Below are 17240 nucleotides of genomic sequence, written 5' to 3'. Positions count from 1 at the left end.
TTTGCCGTGCACCCGTCCCGTTCACCGGCGGTCGAGCAAGGTCAGGAATATAGTATTGACCAATACCATATCTATACATATTTTATGACGCTCTAGTCGCCGCACGACGCTTGGGGAAATCGAGGCAGCCGGGACGGCGACCTCAAACGGCACGGTCCGCGAGCGGTCGGGGTATTGCAGTCAATAGAGCGCCGGGCCGGACCTTTGCCGTCTCCCGCGCTCCTCCAGAGGAAAATCTGTGATGGAAACTATCATCATCGGCACGGGGTCCAGCCGGTTCGGAATGTTCGTCGATACGCCGGCGCGAACGCTCGCCGCCGAAGCGGTGGCGGAAGCGCTGAAGGACGCGGGGCTGGAGGGCAAGGATGTCGGCCTCGTGCTGGTCGGCAACGCCGTGGGCGGTGTCGTGACCGGACAGGAGATGATCCGCTCGCAGACCATATTGTCGCAGTCGCTGCTGGTCGGGCGACCGATGGCGGCGGTCGAGAATGCCTGCGCATCGAGTTCTTCGGCCTTCTATCTCGCGCATCTCGCGATCCAGTCGGGCATGCACGACGTGGTGGTGGTCGTGGGCGCTGAGAAGATGACTTCAACCGATCGGACGCTGGCGACGAAGGCGCTGGCGGCCGCAACCGACGTGTCGCTTCGACAGGAGACGGCCGGCGATGGCGGCAAGCCCCGCCCGGTCTTCATGGAAATTTATGCCGCCAACGCGCGAAACTACATGGCACGCTCGGGTGCGACGGCGGAGGATTTTGCGGACGTCGTGGCGAAGAACACCCGGAACGGCAGCCTGAACCCGATCGCGCAGGTCAAGGTTCCGCTCTCGCGCGAGGATGTCTTGAACGCGCGGGAGATCGTGGCGCCGCTCACCCGGCCCATGTGCGCCGGCATCGGCGACGGCGCGGCGGCGATCGTCCTCTGCTCCTCCGGCTTCGCCAGGGCAAAGGGCAAGACGGGCCCGAAAGTGCGGACGAGCCTGCTCGCGTCGGCCGAAATCGAGGACAATCACGAGATCGTCTCGCGGACCGCCGCCAAGGCGTTCGAGGCGGCGGGCATATCGCCCGAGGACGTCAGCCTGGTCGAACTGCACGATGCCGCCGCGCCGGCCGAGATCATGGTGCCGGAAGAATTGCTTCTGGTGGCCCGGGGCGACGGCCCGTCGCTCATCCGCAGCGGAGCGAGCCAGATCGACGGGCGATTGCCGATCAACCCCTCGGGAGGCCTGACGGCGCGCGGACACCCCGTCGGGGCCACGGGCGCCGCCCAGATCGTCGAACTGGCCAACCAGTTGCGCGGGCGATGCGGGCCGCGGCAGGTCGCGAATCCCCGGATCGGCCTCGCCGAAAATGCCGGTGGCAGCATCTTCAATGGCGCGGCCGCGTGCATGATCACATTGCTGGAGGCCTGACCGGCTCTCCGCATTCGATGCCGAAGACATGCAGATGCGCGGGGGTTCCGGAATGATCGAACGAGTCATCAAGTCCGAAGAGGTCGTCGTCAGATCCCTGCTCGAACGCGGGGCAAGCCGCTCGCCCGACGAGATATTGGTGAGCTTCGAGGACGGCGGGACGCTGACCCGCGCCGAGGCGCTGGGGACGGCCTATGCCTTCGCGAACGAACTGAGCGCACGGGGCATCCGCCGCGATGACCGCATTCTGGTGATGTTGCCGAACGGCGCCGATTTCCTGCGCGTCTGGTGGGGGATCGCATGCCTGGGAGCGGTCATCGTCCCCGCGCACGTCGGCTTCCGCGGCGCGATGCTGCGACATCTTCTGGAGCTATCGGCGCCGGCGCTGATCGTCACGAATGCGAGCTTCGCGCCAGTATTCGATGAAGAAGACCTCTCGATCCCGATCGCGCTTGCGGAGGAGATGCACGGGGCCGACCGCACGCCGCCCGGACTGGACCGGCCGATCGAATATTGGGACACGGCGATCTGCCTTTTGACGTCGGGAACGACCGGGCCGTCGAAGCTGGCAAGCTGCACCTATCTGCACGGTCTGCGCGGCGGCGCGAATTTCGTCGCGGACGGATCGCGGGGCAGCGAGGATTGCCTGCTCGTCGACATCCCCCTCTATCATGGCGCCGCCTTGCGTTTCGTCGTTGCCGCGCTGGGATGCGGGGTGCGTCTGCATGTGCGCTCGGCCCCTTCGCTCTCGACCTATTGGCAGGACAATGCCCGCGCCGGGGTCACCATGACCGCGCTGATCAGCAGCATGGTGCCGTTTCTGACGAAGCAGCCTCCGAGCCCGTCGGATCGCGATCACAAGGTGCGCGTCGTCCTTGCCAGCCCGCCGCCCCGCGATCCGGAGGCGTTCAAGCAACGCTTCGGAATTGCCGAAATCCGGACGGGCTATGGTTCGACCGAGGTTCCGGGCCCGCTCGCAAGCCATCCCGACGACGAATTGCACGACGGCTATTGCGGGCGGCTCACCCCCGATTACGAATGCCGGCTGGTCGACGAAAATGACCTCGACGTTCCGGAAGGCACGCCGGGGGAACTGATCCTGCGAACCCGGCAGCCGTGGCAGATCATTTGCGAATATGTCGGCGACAGCTCCGCCACCGCAAAGGCCTGGCGCAACGGCTGGTTTCATACCGGCGACGTGATGCGACGCGACACGCTCGGCAGGTTTTTCTTCGTCGACCGCGTCAAGGATTCGCTTCGCCGCCGCGGGGAGAATATCTCGTCGGTGGAGGTCGAGAAGGCCGTGGCGCTCTTTCCGGGAGTCATCGAGGCCGCTTGTGTCGGGGCTGTGTCGGACAGCGGCGACGACGAGGTGAAGGTGTGGCTGGTCGTCGAAGATCCGGGCACGTTCGATCCCCACGCGTTCTTTCGCTTCTGCGCGGATGGTCTGCCCTATTTCATGGTCCCCCGTTTCGCTGCGCTCACGGATGAATTTCCGAAAACGCCGAGCATGCGCATACGCAAGCATGAGCTCAGAAACCGGCCCAACGGCGAGTTTCACTGGGATCGGGAGGAACTGGGCATTCCGGTCAGGCGACCGGGCGCGCCGATTTCCGCCGGCCAAACCGCGGTGCAAAGTTGAGGCCGCCCGGCCGATCGCTCACGCCGGCACCCGCTACACCTCGAAAAAATGCGCTGCTTCGGCGATAGCGGCCCTCGGCGTACGGAAGGCGTTCGCCGGATGGGCCGGATCGGCGTAGCCGAAAGAGATACCGCAAACGACCCGGCGATCGGGCGCCATTCCGAAATGACGGCGTATCACCTCGGGATGGCGCGCCAGGGCTGCCTGAGCGATGCTCGCGACGCCGCGACTTTTTGCCGCAAGCATGAAATTATGGACATAGGCTCCGCAATCGATCGCGCCATAGAGACCGAGGTCGGCCGGCGACGTCACGATCGCGACGTGCGGCGCCCCGAAAAATCGATAATTATCACGCGCGGCCTCCTGTGCCCGTGCGCGATCGCCGCGCTCTATACCCAGGCTTTCATATAGCAGGCGCCCGCATTCCCGGCGCCGCTGACCATAGACGCCGGAATATTCGGACGGAAATTCGAAGTCGGGGGCGGGCTCCGACCGATCCGCCGCCGCGGCATAGGCCGTACGAAAGCGATCCGTCGCCGCGCCCGTGGTGATGAAGAGTTGCCAGGGCTGGCTGTTGCACCAGGACGCCGTCTTCTGCGCGCTGGCAAGGATGGCCTCGATGATAGGCCGATCGACAGAATCGGGAAGAAAGGCCCTGCAACTGCTTCGTGCGGCCAGCAACGCATCGAACGAATCGGCACCAGTCAATTCCGCTCCCCTCCTCCACCACGCATGCGATTTCTCTCTGGCTATAGCAGGATATGATACTGTATAATATCATATTGCTCAATACTATTGAAAGGCATTCCGATGCAATCGCAGGATATGACCGGACCTTTGCAGGGAATCCGCATCGTCGAATTCGTGGGGATCGGGCCGAGCCCATTCGCCGCGATGATGTTGGCCGACATGGGAGCGGAGATCGTCTCGATCGCGCGACCGGATACAGGGGTCAAGACGCCGGAGGATTTCATCTTTCGCGGGCGGCGGGTCGTGGAACTCGACCTCAAGGATGAGGAGGACCGCCTGCGGGCCTTCGATCTCGCCTGCGCCGCCGATGTCGTCATCGAGGGGTTCCGGCCTGGCGTCATGGAGCGGATGGGCCTGGGGCCGGACCGGCTCGCGGCGCGCAACAAGGCGCTCGTATATGCGCGGATGACGGGGTGGGGACAGGCGGGGCCGCTTGCCCGGATCGCGGGGCACGACATCAACTATATCGCGCTGACGGGCGCCCTCGATTCGATTCGCTCCTCCGATGGCGCTCCCGTGGCGCCGCTCAACCTCGTCGGCGATTATGGCGGAGGCTCGCTCTATCTGGTCGTCGGCGTGTTGGCGGCTCTGATCGAGGCGCGCCGCACCGGCTGCGGACAAACGGTCGACGCCGCCATGTGCGATGGCGTGTCCCACATGCTGTCGACCTTCTACTCGCTCCGGGCGCGCGGCCGCTGGTCGGACACGCCGGGAACCAACATCCTCGACGGAGGGGCCCATTTTTACGGCACCTACCGCTGTTCCGACGGCAAATTCATCGCCCTTGGCGCGATCGAACCCCAATTCTACGCCATATTGTGCGAGAAGCTGGGCCTGGACCATGACCCGCGACGCCAGATGGAGCAGTCGGATTGGCCCGGTTTGCGCAGCAGGGTCGCGGACATCGTGGCCGGCAAGACGAGGGCCGAATGGGAAGCGATCTTCGACGGAAGCGACGCCTGCTTCGCACCGGTGCTCAGCCTCGACGAAGCATCCCGCCATCCCCACATGATCGAACGCGGCGTGCATCGGATCGCGCAGGACGTGGTGCAGCCTGCCCCCGCCCCCCGCTTTTCCAACCATCCCTCAGCAGGGCCGCGACCCGTCGCACAATCCCGCATGTCAGCCGAAGCCATCCTGTCGGAGTGGCGTCAGCAGGCGTAGCTGCTAGGCTGCCGCCAGCCGGGCGCCCATTTCGGCAAGCTGCTGGCGCGCGGCGCCGAACTGGAATTCGAGGTGCCGCTGCCTGAGCGTGAGCCATGGCAGTTCGGACTCCATGACCACGCCGATCCCGCCCTGCAGCAGATGGGCCGTCGCGGCGGTCAGGCTGCCGACCTCGCTCGCCCAATATTTGGCGCTCGATGCTTCATCGGACGCCGGGATGTCCGCCGCCAGCAGGTCCGCGGCGTGCCACATGGTCAGGCGCAGCGCCTCGATGGCAATGTAGACGTCGGCGGCACGCAGCGCGACCATCGGAGAACTCGCGAGCGACCGCCCGAACTGTTCGCGCTGGTTGACCCATTCGGCGGTGATGCCGAGCGCGCGCCGCGCCGCGCCGAGCTGGCAGGCGGCGACGGCGACGCGGGCGCGCTGCACGATCCAATCGAGCACCGAGGCACGCTCCGCCTCGCCCCCAAGCACCATGTCGCCCGCGACCGGGGCCGCGTCGAGCGTCATCAGCGCCTCCGGCGAGCCGTCGGCCGAAACCTGCAATTCGCGCGCGACGCCGGACGACGTCACGTCGACCAGGAACAGGCCGCTTTCCCCGTCCTCCATCCGCGCAGGAACCAGGACGAAGTCGGCCATCATGCCGGCCGAGACCGAGGTTTTGATCCCCGAGAGCAGGAAGCCGTCGCCCGATCGCACCGCCGACGTGGCGAGCCCGAACGGCGTTTCCATCGCCGGTTCGTCGAGCGCCGCCGTCGCACAGAGCGATCCCGATGCGATGCGGCGGGCGACATCGCTTTGCCTCGCCGACCGGCCGAAGCGGGCGAGCGGCATCGCGGCGAGCACGACATTGGACAGAAAGGGGACCCGCCCCCCGTGCGCGCCGATCCGTTCGAGCACCGAACAGGCCTCCCGCATGCCGAGGCCGCTGCCTCCGAGCGCTTCGGGTACGCCGATCCCGTAAAGCCCGCTGTCGGCGAATTGCTGATGCAGCGCTGCGTCATACCATCGCGCCGTATCCAGCGCCGCGATCGAACGGCCTTCGCCGGCGGCATCGCGGAGAAGGCGATCGGCCAGATCGGCGACCGATCGTTGCAGGTCGGTAGGCTGAAAGTCCATTGGGTTGCTCCCTCGAAATCTAGCGGATGCGCGGAAAGGCGAGCGCGTCGGTCGCGATCAGGCCCCGCAATATATCGTTTGCCCCGCCGCCGAACTGCTTCACCAGATAGCCGTTATAGGCCTTGATGAGCTTGCCCTCGAGGACCGCCATCGGCGAGGTGCCGCGCAGCGGCGCCTGCGCCCCCAATATTTCGAGGAGCAGGCGCTGGCACAGGATCAGCGTTTCGCTCGCGAGGACCTTGTAGCTGGACGATTGGGCGAAGCTGATCTCGCCCTGATCGAGCGCCGCGGCGAGCTCGGCGGCGTGAAGGCGCGACACCTCCAGATGCGCGCGCATCCGGGCGAGGTTCGTCTGCACCCACGGCCGGTCGATGATGCGGCGGCCGTCGATACCGACCGTCCGGCGCGCCCATTGCGTCACCTGCTCGACCATATGCGCGGTGCCGGCGACCGTGAAGCACAGGACCCGCTCGCGGCTCAGCTGTCCCATGATGAGCTTCCAGCCGTTCCCCTCGCCGCCGACCAGATTGTCCGACGGCACAACGACATTCTCGTATCGCGTCACCGACACCGGATAGTGATCGAGAATGTCCAGCGGGGTCCACGAGTAGCCGGGCGCATCGGTGGGGACGAGCAGGACCGAAATGCCGCGATGGGGCGGCGCTTGCGGATCGGTGCGCGCCGCGAGCCACACATAGTCGGCGACGTTGGAGAAGCTGGTGAACAGCTTCTCGCCATTCACCACATAGCCCGATGCGTGCGGAACCGCCGAGGTGGAGAGGCTGGCGAGGTCCGTGCCCGCCTGGGATTCGGTGTAGCCGATCGAAAACAATATCTCCCCCCGGACGATCGCGGGGAGAAACCGCTCCTTCTGCTCGGCACTGCCGAAACGCTGGATCAGCGGTCCGACCGTATGGGTGGTCAGAAAGGGCAGCGAGACCCCGGCGCGTTCGGCCTCTTCGGAGACGATGAGCTGCTCGACCGCAGACCGGTTGCCGCCGCCCCATTCCTCGCCGAGCGAAATTCCGAGCCACCCGTCGGCGCCGAGCTGTCGAGCCAGCGCCCGGTAATGCGTGCGGTTCTCGGTCGAGCCATCGCCGCCGAAACGGCGCACAAGATCCTCGAAATAGGATCTGACCTCGTTGCGGAAATCTTCGATCCGGGCCGGGTAGCGGGTGTCCATGCCAATCGCCTTTCTTGACGCGTTCTGGACGCGCGCCCGCACAATAGTATGGACTAATATAGTATTCAAGCATACATAATAACGGCGGGAGGATATGACGATGCTCGATCTGGCCATCAGGGGCGCGCTGATCGTCGACGGTACGGGCGGCGAGCCCTATTCCGGCGACGTCGGGATCGCGTCGGGGCGAATCGCGTCGGTCGGCCGGGCCGGGCCGGCGCGAGAGGAGATCGATGCGCGCGGCCGCATCCTGACGCCGGGCTTCATCGACATCCACACGCATTTCGACGGACAGGCGACATGGGAGAACCGGCTTGCCCCTTCGTCGGAGCATGGCGTGACGACGGTCGTCACGGGCAATTGCGGCGTCGGCTTCGCGCCGTGCCGGCCGGACGACCGCGATGCGCTGCTGGCGTTGATGGAAGGCGTGGAAGACGTCCCCGATGTCGTGATGGCCGCCGGCCTTCCGTGGACATGGACCAGCTTTCCGGAATTTCTCGATTTCCTCGATCAGCGGCAATTCGACGTCGATGTCGCGGTGCAGATACCCCACTCCCCCATTCGGGTCTTCGTCATGGGGCAGCGCGGTGTCGACCGGGCGCCGGCGACGCCCGGGGAAATCGAACGCATGGCGGCGCTGGTCGAAGAGGCGATCGGAGCGGGCGCGATCGGCGTATCCACCTCGCGTTTCCTGCTGCACCGCACGAAAGCCGGCAAATTGTCGCCGAGCGTCGACGCCGCGGAACAGGAACTGCTCGGCCTTGCAGAAGGATTGCGGCGCGCCGGGGACGGCGTCTTCCAGCTCATCGCCGCCGTCGATTCGACTGCTGCGGACGAATATGCGCTCATGCGGCGCCTGGTCGAAAAGTCCGGCCGTCCGTTGTCGTTCACGCTCGTCGCCGAACAATTGCCGAACTATCCGGGCGAAAAGGATGCATGGCGCGTCTTCCGGCACAGGCTGGCCACCGACCAGCCCGCCGGCGCCCCCATTCGCGGGCAGATATTCCCGCGCCCGATCGGCACGCTGCTGGGCCTCGATCTTTCCTATCATCCCTTTTCGCTGAACCCCTCTTACGCCCCGCTGCGCGATCTGCCGCTGCCCGAGCGCGTCACCCGAATGCGCGATCCGACGATCCGTGCACGCCTGCTCGCCGAAACGCCGCAATCCGACAATCTTCCGGCGCTTCGCATGGTCTCGCTCGACCGCGAACATTACCGGCTCGGCGACCCGCCTCGATACGATCCGACGCCCGACGAGGAGATCGGCCGACTGGCGGCGCGCGCGGGGCGCAGCAAGGCGGATCTGCTGTACGACTGCCTGCTGGAGGACGACGGCAAAGCTATCCTCTATTGCCCCAGCGGAAATTTCATCGGCCACAGGCTCGACGCCGCCGGAGAATTGCTGCGCGATTCCAACACGATCGTCGCGCTGGGAGATGCCGGGGCGCATTATGGGATGATCTGCGACGCCAGCTATCCCACCTTCCTGCTGACATATTGGGTCCGCGATGCCGCACCCGGCGCCGGGCTTACGCTGCCCGACGCGGTGCGCAAGCTGTCCGCGATACCCGCGGATGCCGTCGGCCTGTCCGATCGCGGAACGATCGCGGTCGGAAAGAAAGCCGATCTCAACATCATCGATCTCGAGCGGCTCCGCCTCCACGGCCCCGCCGTCTTTCACGACCTGCCGGCGGGCGGGAGGCGGTTGCGGCAAAGGGCCGACGGAATCGCCGCTACCATCGTCAGCGGGGAAGTGACCTATCGCGACGGCCTTCCCACCGGCCGGCTTCCCGGACGCCTCGTGCGCCGCGGCCGAACCGCAGCCTTCGCATCGTGCACCAATGGAGACAGCCGATCATGACCGACAACGACGCCATGCGCCACGACGTCATCGTCATCGGCGCCGGACTGGCGGGGCTCTACATGCTCCACAAGCTGCGGCAGACCGGGCGACGGGCGATCGTCATCGAAGCCGGATCGGACGTCGGGGGAACCTGGTACTGGAATCGATACCCGGGCGCGCGTTGCGACGTCGAAAGCCTCGACTATCAATATACATTCTCCGATGCGCTTCAGCGCGAATGGACGTGGAGCGAGCGCTTCGCCCGGCAGGACGAAATCCTGGCCTATATCAACCATGTCGCCGATCGCTTCGACCTGCGCCGCGACATCGTCTTCGATACCCGCGTCACACGCGCACGCTTCGTCGAAGCGACGGCCGAGTGGGAGGTCGAAACCGATGACGGGTCGCGCCACGTCGCACCGTTCCTGATCGCGGCGACCGGCGCGCTGTCGCTGCCGCAAACGCCGCCATTGCCGGGAATCGAGGATTTCAAAGGCGACGTCTATCATACGGGGCGCTGGCCGCACGACGGCGTCGACTTCACCGCGCGCAGGGTGGCGGTCGTCGGGACCGGCTCGTCCGGAATCCAGGTGATCCCGAACATCGCCGCGCAGGCCGAGCGCCTCTACGTCTTTCAGCGCACGCCGAATTTCAGCCTTCCCGCCCGGAATGCCCCCCTGACAGAGCAACAGGTGGAAGAACGCCGGCGCAATTTCGCGGATATCGCGAGATCGAACAAGGCGTCCCCCAGCGGGCTTTACAGGCCGCCGTCCGACGTGGCGACCCAATCGGCCCTCGACGTGCCGGAGGAGCGGCGGGCCGCGGACTATGAGAAATGGTGGAACCGGGGCGGAACGCTGCTCATGCGGACGTACACCGACCTCCTGATCAACGCCGATTCGAACCGGACGGCGACCGAATTTGCCCAGCGCAAGATCCGCGACATGGTGGAGCGGCCCGACGTCGCCGACAAGCTGACCCCGCATTATCACATCGGGACCAAACGCATCTGCCTCGACAGCGGCTATTACGAGACGTTCAACCGTCCGAACGTCACGCTGGTCGACGTGAACGAGGACCCGATATCGACCATCACCGGCGACGCCATCGTCACCGCGGGGCGGACCTGCCCGGTCGATGCCATCGTCTTCGCGACCGGCTATGACGCGATGACCGGCCCGCTGCTGGCGATGGACATCAGGGGGCGCGGAGGCCAGACGATGCGCGAGGCCTGGTCCGACGGCCCGCAAACCTATCTCGGTCTGTCGATCGCCGGTTTTCCGAACCTGTTCGTGGTCGCCGGCCCGGGCAGTCCCTCCGTGCTCGCCAATGTCATCCTGTCGATCGAACAGCATGTCGACTGGATCGCGGACTGCCTCGACCATATGCGCGACAGGGGGTTCGAGACGATCGAAGCGTCGCCCGACGCGCAGGACGCCTGGGTCGAGCATGTCAACGAGGTGGCGCAGGCGACGCTCTATCCCCGGACGAAATCCTGGTATTCGGGCTCCAACATCGCCGGAAAGCCGGAAATCTTCATGCCCTATGTCGGTGGGCTCGGCCGGTACACCGCCTATTGCGCCGGCGTCGCGCGCGACGGTTATGCCGGCTTTGTCCTTTCCTGACGGGACGGCTCGCCGCGTCGCCGTCCATGCCGGGTCGCTCGCCCGGGTCCTGCGCCGGGCGAGCGAACGCCGTCACGACAGGGATCGCGGGGCGACGTCCAGCATCACCGTCACCTTGGCGGGGCAGCAGACGCCCTCCGCATTGCCGACATCGACGTCGATGTCGGCCAGCGCCCGCCCCTGATCGTCGCGATAGCGGCGGGTCACGACGCCTTCGCCGTACATGCGATCGCCGCCATAGACGGGACGCTGCATCGTCATCTTTCGCTTGACGATGAAGGCGCCCGGTCCCGCCCAGTCGGTCACCACGCGGTCGATGAACGCCTGATAGACCATCGTGTTCACATAGATGGTCTTCTGCCCCTGGCTTTGGGCGTAGGCCGCTTCATGATGGCCCGGGAACATGTCCATCGACGCGACCGCACCCCAGACGACGCGCGTGTAGGGAAAATCCAGCTCGATCCGCGGCACGACGGTGCCTTCCGCCGCATCGTCCCATGTCCTGTTCGGCCGTATCGCCATCACGCGTCTCCCTTTTCGTGCGGAATGAAGCGGAACACATTGTTGGTGTTCCGGGCGACGATCTCGCCATTCTGATTCAGATAGGTGGTGACGACGGTGACGAAGTGGCCGGTGCCGAGGCGCGTCGTCTTTTCCAGGCTGATGCCCGACACTTCGTCGTAAGAACTGATCCGGTCGCCGAGCAGGATCGGACGAAAGAATTCGGTTTCTGCCGAAGCATTGATCACGGTCGCGCCCGGAAGCGGGACGCTGAACACGATGTTGCGGCGGGTCTCGACGCCGCCCGGCCGCCATGGAAGCGCCTTCGACAGGGTCGCCAGCAGCCCCATCGGAGCGACGATGCCGCCCCACTGCGCCTCGGCATATCCGGCGTCCCAATAGCTTGGATTGGCATCTTCGATACTGCCGGCGAAAAACTGGGTGATCGCCTCGGTTGCCGAGAAATCGGCCGTGTGCACGTCGCTTTTCCTGCCGACGATCTTCAGCCCCTCCTCATAGGTGCCGATGACCGCCTTCGAGAGCGCGCCTCCGTCGGGCTGGCCTTTCGCCTGTGATGTTCCTGTCATGCTCATCCCTCGATCTGTTGGTGAATCCCTGCCGACGCCGGGCTCAGCGGCCGACCCATATGGGTTGGCGCTTGCCGGCGAAGGCGCGTGGTCCCTCGATGAAATCCTCACTCGCGCGCATGGCCTTGAGCGCCGGATATTCGGCCGCGAGCGCCGCATGGACACCGCCATGCTCGAGCCCAGCATAGGCGCATTGCTTGGTCGCCCGCACCGCGAGCGGCGAACATTTCAGAATCCGGTCCGCCCAGTCGCGCGCGCTCGCCATCAGTTGATCGTGCGGCACGACCTCATTGACGAAACCGAGCTCGCGTCCTTCGACCGCATCGACGCGCCGCCCGGTGAGCAGCATGCCCATCGCCTGCTTCATCGGAATCATGCGCGCGAGTCGGTGAATTCCGCCGGCGACGGCGGCCAGCCCGACCAGCGGTTCGGGCAGGGCGAATACCGCCCTGTCCGACGCGACGATGATGTCGCTCGCAAGCGCGATCTCGAAGCCGCCGCCGAAGGCGATGCCGTTGACCACCGCGATCACCGGCTTGGTGAGATCGCTGCGATGGGTGATGCCTCCGAAACCCGAGGGCGGAAAGGGCTTGCGGTCCTTGAGCGGCGTCGCGGCGGTGGCCTTCAGGTCATTACCCGCGCAGAAGGCCCGGTCGCCCGCTCCGGTCACGATCGCGACCCACAGATCGGGGTCGGCCGCGAACGCATCGAAGGTGGCGGCCAGTTCCTCATGCGCGGCGTGATGAAGCGCGTTCATCACGTCGGGCCGGTTGATCGTGACCGTCAGGACGCGCCCGTCGGTTTGCGTAGTGACAAATTCCCTCACCCGTGACCTCCGCTGTCGGAGCGCCTCGAACCGTGCGTGACTGCACGAACATCGAACGCCCGAGCCGACCGATTATGGCCAGCTATTCCGTATGGTTCTATACCATATTGAACAGGATCATGATAGCAAGCGCTTTTTGCGATCCTGTCCGGTGGCCGCTTCAGGACGGAAGCCCGAGGATCGACTTGGCGATGATGTTCTTCTGAATCTCCGTGGTGCCGCCCAGGATGGTGAAGACGCGCTGGTAGATATAGTTGGCGGTCGCCGTCCGGGTAAAATCCTCCGCCGGACCGAACCGGCGTTCGGGCGCGCGGCTGTCGGCGAACGAAAAGGGCAGCGCGTCCTCGCCGAGCATATCCATGTTGAACTCGGCGATGTCCTGGCCGAGCAACGTCGCGGCGATCATCGCCATCGACACGTCCTGCCCCACCGAGCCGGTTTCCCGGATGTCGGCGAGCAGGCGCGCGATCCACGCGTCGAGGGCGCGCATCCGTATCTTCAGCATCGTCAGCCGGGCCTTCAGGGCGGGGTGGTCGCCGAAGGGGCGACCGGCGGCGTCGAGCCGCCCGGCCGAACGGACCGCGCGGCCCATGGCCTGACGCAAGGCGAGCGATCCAAGCACCCCCAATCGTTCGTGCGACAGCAGATACTTGGCGATCGACCACCCGCGCCCCTCTTCACCGACGCGATTCTCGACGGGCACTTCGACGTCCTGGAAGAAAACCTCGTTGAAGCCGTGATGCCCGTCGGCCGAGATGATAGGCCGCACCGTGATGCCGGGCGAGCGCATGTCGGCGAGCAGGAAGGTGATGCCGTCCTGTCGCCTTTCCTCGCGGCTCGTCCGGACGAGCATGAAGATCCAGTCGGCGTGCTGCGCCGCGGTAGTCCAGATCTTCTGGCCGTTCACGACATAATGATCGCCGCGCCGGTCCGCGCGCGTCTGGAGCGATGCAAGGTCACTGCCGGCACCGGGCTCCGAATAGCCCTGACACCAGGAGGTCGTGCCCGCCATGATCCCCGACAGATGGCGCGCCTTCTGCTCGGCGGTACCGAACGCATTGAGGATCGGCCCGGCCATCTTGATCCCGAACAGCGGCAGTCGCGGCGCGTTCATCTCTGCGGTGATGGTCTCGAACAGGAACTGCTCGACCACCGAAAAGCCCGGACCGCCCTCCGCCTCGGGCCAACTGTAAGCGAACCAGCCCTTGCGGCCCAGAGCCTGCTCCCATTCGAGGCGAAGGGCCTGCGGCGGCGTGCCTCCAGCCGCCGTGATGGCCCGCGTCTCTGGCGACAATTCAGCCTCGACGAAGGCCCGAATCTCTTCGCAGAACGCCGCCTCGGCCTCCGAGAGCGGCCCCGTCGTCCCGCCCGGTTCGCCATCGTCGAGCGCGGCGAACCGGTCGCAATGATGCCCGGCATCGCCGAAGATCGTCGACAGGAAGATGAGCTTTCGGAAATAATGGCTGACGACGCTTTCGTCGGTCGTGCCGATCGCGCCGTGAAACTGCACCGCATCCTGACCGACCTTGCGCGCCGCCCGGCATCCCAGCACGCGGGCGGTCGCGACCGCGAGGCTTCGGTCCGCCGTGCCCGCCGCAAGCGCTGCGAAAGCCGCCCCGGTGGCGACCCGCGTTTCGGCGATCATGCGCAGCAGGTCCACGAGCCGATGTTGGACGACCTGGTTCGCGCCGATCGGACGCCCGAACTGCACCCGCTGCTTCACATGGTCCAGCGTCAGGTCGAAAAGGGCCTGCATGGCACCAAGCGCCTGGCTCGTCGCGGCGAGCGCCGCGAAGTCGAGCCCATTGTCGAGAATCGCCTGCGCCTCCGCCCCCTCCGCGATCAGGCAATCGAGCGGCAGGCCGACGTCGTCGAAGCGGATATCGGCGCCGCCCTGATTGTCGATCAGCGCATAGCCGTCGCGTTCGACGCCGGCGGGCGCGGCGGGAACGAGCAGCAAGGCCGGCGTCCCCTCGGCCAACCGCGACGCGACGATCAGCGTGTCGGCATCGCCGCCGCCGATCACCATCGTCTTGCATCCGGACAGGCGAATGCGATCGCCGTCGACATGGTGAACCGTGGCGCCCGACCAGCCGAAGCGAGCCCCCGGTTCGGACCAGCCGAACGCCAGCCGCTCGCTGCCCTCGATCACCGATGCCAGACAGGCGGCCGCGTTGGCGGATCGATCGGCCGCCCGCTGGAGAAGCTGGAGGCCGATCATGTTCGCCAGAACAGGGGCGTCGAAAAGGCCGCGCCCCGTTTCTTCGAGCACGACCGCCGCCGCAGCCAAGCCCCGGTCGAAGCCTCCATGCGCGGAATCAAGCCCGGCGAGCAGCAGGCCGCTGTCGCGAACGGCGGCCCAGACGTCGGGATCGCAGCGTCCGGTCGCACCGGCCGAATTCCAGATCGCCGGCCGCTTCCGTTCGACGAGCCGCCGGACGCTTTCGCGCAGCAGTTCCAGTTCGCTGTCTTCAGCCACTCGAAACCCCTTCCTTCTCGGCGACCGGGATCAGCCGATCCGTTCGATGATGATCGCGGGCGCCATGCCGCCGGCCGCGCACATGGTGACCAGCCCGCGTTCGAGGTCGCGCCGTTCGAGTTCGTCGAGGATCGTGCCGATCAGGATCGCACCGGTGGCGCCGATCGGATGGCCGAGCGCCATGGCCCCACCATTCACATTGACCTTCTCGCGGTCGAGATCGAGATCGCGGATGAACTTCTCGGCCACCACGGCGAACGCCTCGTTCACCTCGAAGAGGTCGATGTCCGCGAGCTCCATTCCGGTCTTGCGCAGGATTTTCCGGGCCGCCGGAACGGGGGCGTTGAGCATCAGCGTCGGCGAATCCCCGGCATTGGCCATCGCAACCACCCGGGCGCGCGGTTTCAGGCCATGCGCGCGCGCATAGTCGGGCGATGCAAGGAGCAGGGCGGCCGACCCGTCGACGACGCCGGAGGAATTGCCCGCGTGATGGACATGGTCGATCTCGAGCCCGGGGAATGCCCGGGTGACGAGGTCGCGATAGGTGGTGCCGTCCGCGTCGACCACGACGTCGGCGAGCGCGGCGAAGGAGGGCTTGAGCGCCGCCAGGCTTTCCAGCGTCGTGTTCGACCGGGGAAATTCCTCGCGGTCGAGCGCGACGGAGCCATCCTCGCGCACGACGCGGACGAGGCTGCGATCGAAGTGGCCGCCCCGGATCGCGTGATCGGCGCGCTGCTGGCTGAGCAGCGCGAGCGCATCAAGATCGGCGCGGGAAATCCCTTCGAGCGTCGCGATCGCGTCGGCGGCAACGCCCTGATGCGACTGGGGATGAGCGGCGCGCAGGCGCATATTGCCGCAATCCATGACCGACGGTTTGTCGCTGCCGCGCCGTCCCGGCATCGACATCATCTCCGTACCGCCGGCGACGACGAGATCCTCCTGCCCCGCCATGATCGTGGCGGCCGCGAAGTTCACGGCGCTGATGCCCGAGCCGCAAAAGCGATCGAGCGTGATGCCGCTGCTCTCGACCGCGAAACCGGCATCGAGCGCGGTCATCCGGCCGAGGTCGCCGCCCTGCGTATGAACCTGCGCGCTCGTTCCCCAGATCACGTCGTCGACGTCGCGCGTGTCGATTCCCGTTCGCTCCACCAGCGCGCGCAGCACCGTGGCGCCGAGTTGCTGCGGGTGAATGTCGGCAAGCGCGCCCTTGCCCTGCTTGCCGATGCCGCGCGGCGTTCGGCATGCGTCGATGATCCATGCTTCCGGCATTTCCTGTTTCCCTTTCCTGATGTTTCGATCCGTGCCCTGTCGGGCCGGCCTATCGCGGCTGCATCCGGATCGCTCCGTCGAGCCGGACGTGCTCGCCGTTGAAATATCCGCAGGTGATCATCGTCTCCGCGAGCTGCGCGAATTCGTCGACCCGGCCCAGCCGCTTCGGAAAGGGGACCTGCGAGGCCAGGCTTTGGCGCACCGCCTCGGGCGTGCGGCCAAGGAGGGGCGTGTCGAACAGCCCCGGCAGGATCGTGTTGACCCTGATCCCTTCCGACGCAAGATCGCGCGCCACGTTGAGCGTCAGCCCGACGATGCCCGCCTTCGAGGCGGCATAGGCGACTTGGCCGATCTGGCCTTCTTTTGCGGCGATCGAGGCGGTGTTGACGATCACCCCGCGCTCGCCTTCCGCGTCGGGTTCGAGCGCGAGCATCCCGGCCGCGCTGCTGGTGATGCAGCGGAACGTCCCCAGCAGGTTGATATCGATGATCCGCTCGAAATTCGCCATCGGATAGAGACGCGCCTCGCCCGTCTCGCGGTCGCGGCTGGCGGTCCTGGCGCCGCCGCCCACCCCGGCGCAATTGACCAGGATACGTTCCTGCCCATGCGCGGCGCGGGCCTGCGCCAGCCCGGCGGCGACGCTCCCCATGTCCGAAACATCGACCGGACAGAACAGGCCGCCGATGTCCGCCGCGATTCGTTCGCCGCGGTCACGATCGATGTCGAACAGCGCCACCCGGACGCCGTGCGAGGCGAGACGCCGCGCCGTCGCCTCGCCGAGACCCGACGCGCCACCGGTCACGACGGCCGAAACATGCGGACCCAATTCCATTTCGAT

14 protein-coding genes are annotated in these 17240 nt (G+C 66.2%); 5 read left to right on the top strand and 9 right to left on the bottom strand.

The genetic code is table 11. From position 1 onward, the window contains the following. The first annotated feature begins 241 nt into the window (after positions 1 to 241). Both SGRAN_RS05455 and SGRAN_RS05450 read left to right on the top strand, forming a co-directional pair. Entirely contained in the window at positions 242 to 1411 is a 1170-nt protein-coding gene (locus SGRAN_RS05455; RefSeq protein ID WP_067181358.1) for a thiolase family protein, read from the top strand. 52 nt (positions 1412 to 1463) lie between these two features. Continuing rightward, entirely contained in the window at positions 1464 to 3053 is a 1590-nt protein-coding gene (locus SGRAN_RS05450; protein ID WP_172709620.1) for an AMP-binding protein, read from the top strand. Between the two features lie 33 nt (positions 3054 to 3086). Here SGRAN_RS05450 and SGRAN_RS05445 read toward each other — a convergent pair whose 3' ends face one another. Then, positions 3087 to 3761 carry a nitroreductase gene (locus SGRAN_RS05445; RefSeq protein ID WP_067181354.1) on the bottom strand — a complete coding sequence of 225 codons (675 nt, stop codon included), beginning with the start codon at positions 3759 to 3761 and terminating at the stop codon, positions 3087 to 3089. 102 nt (positions 3762 to 3863) lie between these two features. Here SGRAN_RS05445 and SGRAN_RS05440 point away from each other — a divergent pair, with 102 nt between their 5' ends. After that, a complete protein-coding gene (locus SGRAN_RS05440) occupies positions 3864 to 4967 on the top strand; it encodes a CaiB/BaiF CoA transferase family protein (RefSeq protein ID WP_067181351.1) in 1104 nt (367 codons plus the stop codon). Between the two features lie 3 nt (positions 4968 to 4970). Here SGRAN_RS05440 and SGRAN_RS05435 read toward each other — a convergent pair whose 3' ends face one another. Together SGRAN_RS05435 and SGRAN_RS05430 are read right to left on the bottom strand one after the other, a co-directional pair. Beyond that, a complete protein-coding gene (locus SGRAN_RS05435; protein WP_067181348.1) occupies positions 4971 to 6089 on the bottom strand; it encodes an acyl-CoA dehydrogenase family protein in 1119 nt (372 codons plus the stop codon). 19 nt (positions 6090 to 6108) lie between these two features. Continuing rightward, positions 6109 to 7272 (bottom strand): acyl-CoA dehydrogenase family protein, encoded by a 1164-nt coding sequence (locus SGRAN_RS05430; RefSeq protein WP_067181345.1) that lies wholly within the window; start codon positions 7270 to 7272, stop codon positions 6109 to 6111. Positions 7273 to 7372: 100 nt separating this feature from the next. Here SGRAN_RS05430 and SGRAN_RS05425 point away from each other — a divergent pair, with 100 nt between their 5' ends. After that, positions 7373 to 9133 (top strand): N-acyl-D-amino-acid deacylase family protein, encoded by a 1761-nt coding sequence (locus SGRAN_RS05425; RefSeq protein WP_311880686.1) that lies wholly within the window; start codon positions 7373 to 7375, stop codon positions 9131 to 9133. Then, positions 9130 to 10740, top strand: a complete 1611-nt coding sequence (locus SGRAN_RS05420) for a flavin-containing monooxygenase (RefSeq protein WP_067181340.1) — start codon at positions 9130 to 9132, stop codon at positions 10738 to 10740. The genes SGRAN_RS05425 and SGRAN_RS05420 overlap by 4 nt, the downstream gene beginning before the upstream one ends. 72 nt (positions 10741 to 10812) lie before the next feature. On the opposite strand, the gene SGRAN_RS05415 is transcribed toward SGRAN_RS05420, so the two are convergent. From SGRAN_RS05415 to SGRAN_RS05390, 6 genes are all read right to left on the bottom strand, one after another. Then, a complete protein-coding gene (locus SGRAN_RS05415) occupies positions 10813 to 11262 on the bottom strand; it encodes a MaoC/PaaZ C-terminal domain-containing protein (RefSeq protein ID WP_067181338.1) in 450 nt (149 codons plus the stop codon). After that, the gene (locus SGRAN_RS05410; RefSeq protein WP_172709618.1) at positions 11262 to 11828 is read right to left on the bottom strand and encodes an FAS1-like dehydratase domain-containing protein; all 567 of its coding nucleotides are present in this window, start codon (positions 11826 to 11828) and stop codon (positions 11262 to 11264) included. The genes SGRAN_RS05415 and SGRAN_RS05410 overlap by 1 nt, the downstream gene beginning before the upstream one ends. A gap of 43 nt (positions 11829 to 11871) precedes the next feature. After that, on the bottom strand, positions 11872 to 12654 hold the full coding sequence (locus SGRAN_RS05405; protein ID WP_067181334.1) for an enoyl-CoA hydratase-related protein: 783 nt from the start codon (positions 12652 to 12654) through the stop codon (positions 11872 to 11874). Positions 12655 to 12814: 160 nt separating this feature from the next. Next, positions 12815 to 15133, bottom strand: a complete 2319-nt coding sequence (locus SGRAN_RS05400) for an acyl-CoA dehydrogenase (RefSeq protein ID WP_067181331.1) — start codon at positions 15131 to 15133, stop codon at positions 12815 to 12817. Positions 15134 to 15163: 30 nt separating this feature from the next. Then, complete coding sequence (locus SGRAN_RS05395; protein ID WP_067181330.1) at positions 15164 to 16402, bottom strand: acetyl-CoA C-acetyltransferase; 1239 nt, start codon at positions 16400 to 16402, stop codon at positions 15164 to 15166. A 49-nt stretch (positions 16403 to 16451) separates the two neighbouring features. Further along, a complete protein-coding gene (locus SGRAN_RS05390; RefSeq protein ID WP_067181327.1) occupies positions 16452 to 17234 on the bottom strand; it encodes an SDR family NAD(P)-dependent oxidoreductase in 783 nt (260 codons plus the stop codon). Between the last annotated feature and the right edge of the window lie 6 nt (positions 17235 to 17240).

Origin of the sequence: Sphingopyxis granuli, from assembly GCF_001559015.1 — a bacterium.
GTDB classification, from domain to species: domain Bacteria; phylum Pseudomonadota; class Alphaproteobacteria; order Sphingomonadales; family Sphingomonadaceae; genus Sphingopyxis; species Sphingopyxis granuli.
This window is presented reverse-complemented; position numbering and strand designations above follow the sequence as displayed.

What these genes read in the sequence shown, in the direction of transcription:
- SGRAN_RS05425 (WP_311880686.1), top strand. Translation starts at nt 7,373, where the DNA reads ATGCTCGATCTGGCCATCAGGGGCGCGCTGATCGTCGACGGTACGGGC.
- SGRAN_RS05455 (WP_067181358.1), top strand. Translation starts at nt 242, where the DNA reads ATGGAAACTATCATCATCGGCACGGGGTCCAGCCGGTTCGGAATGTTC.
- SGRAN_RS05450 (WP_172709620.1), top strand. Translation starts at nt 1,464, where the DNA reads ATGATCGAACGAGTCATCAAGTCCGAAGAGGTCGTCGTCAGATCCCTG.
- SGRAN_RS05420 (WP_067181340.1), top strand. Translation starts at nt 9,130, where the DNA reads ATGACCGACAACGACGCCATGCGCCACGACGTCATCGTCATCGGCGCC.
- SGRAN_RS05430 (WP_067181345.1), bottom strand. Translation starts at nt 7,272, where the DNA reads ATGGACACCCGCTACCCGGCCCGGATCGAAGATTTCCGCAACGAGGTC.
- SGRAN_RS05440 (WP_067181351.1), top strand. Translation starts at nt 3,864, where the DNA reads ATGCAATCGCAGGATATGACCGGACCTTTGCAGGGAATCCGCATCGTC.
- SGRAN_RS05410 (WP_172709618.1), bottom strand. Translation starts at nt 11,828, where the DNA reads ATGACAGGAACATCACAGGCGAAAGGCCAGCCCGACGGAGGCGCGCTC.
- SGRAN_RS05395 (WP_067181330.1), bottom strand. Translation starts at nt 16,402, where the DNA reads ATGCCGGAAGCATGGATCATCGACGCATGCCGAACGCCGCGCGGCATC.
- SGRAN_RS05390 (WP_067181327.1), bottom strand. Translation starts at nt 17,234, where the DNA reads ATGGAATTGGGTCCGCATGTTTCGGCCGTCGTGACCGGTGGCGCGTCG.
- SGRAN_RS05435 (WP_067181348.1), bottom strand. Translation starts at nt 6,089, where the DNA reads ATGGACTTTCAGCCTACCGACCTGCAACGATCGGTCGCCGATCTGGCC.
- SGRAN_RS05415 (WP_067181338.1), bottom strand. Translation starts at nt 11,262, where the DNA reads ATGGCGATACGGCCGAACAGGACATGGGACGATGCGGCGGAAGGCACC.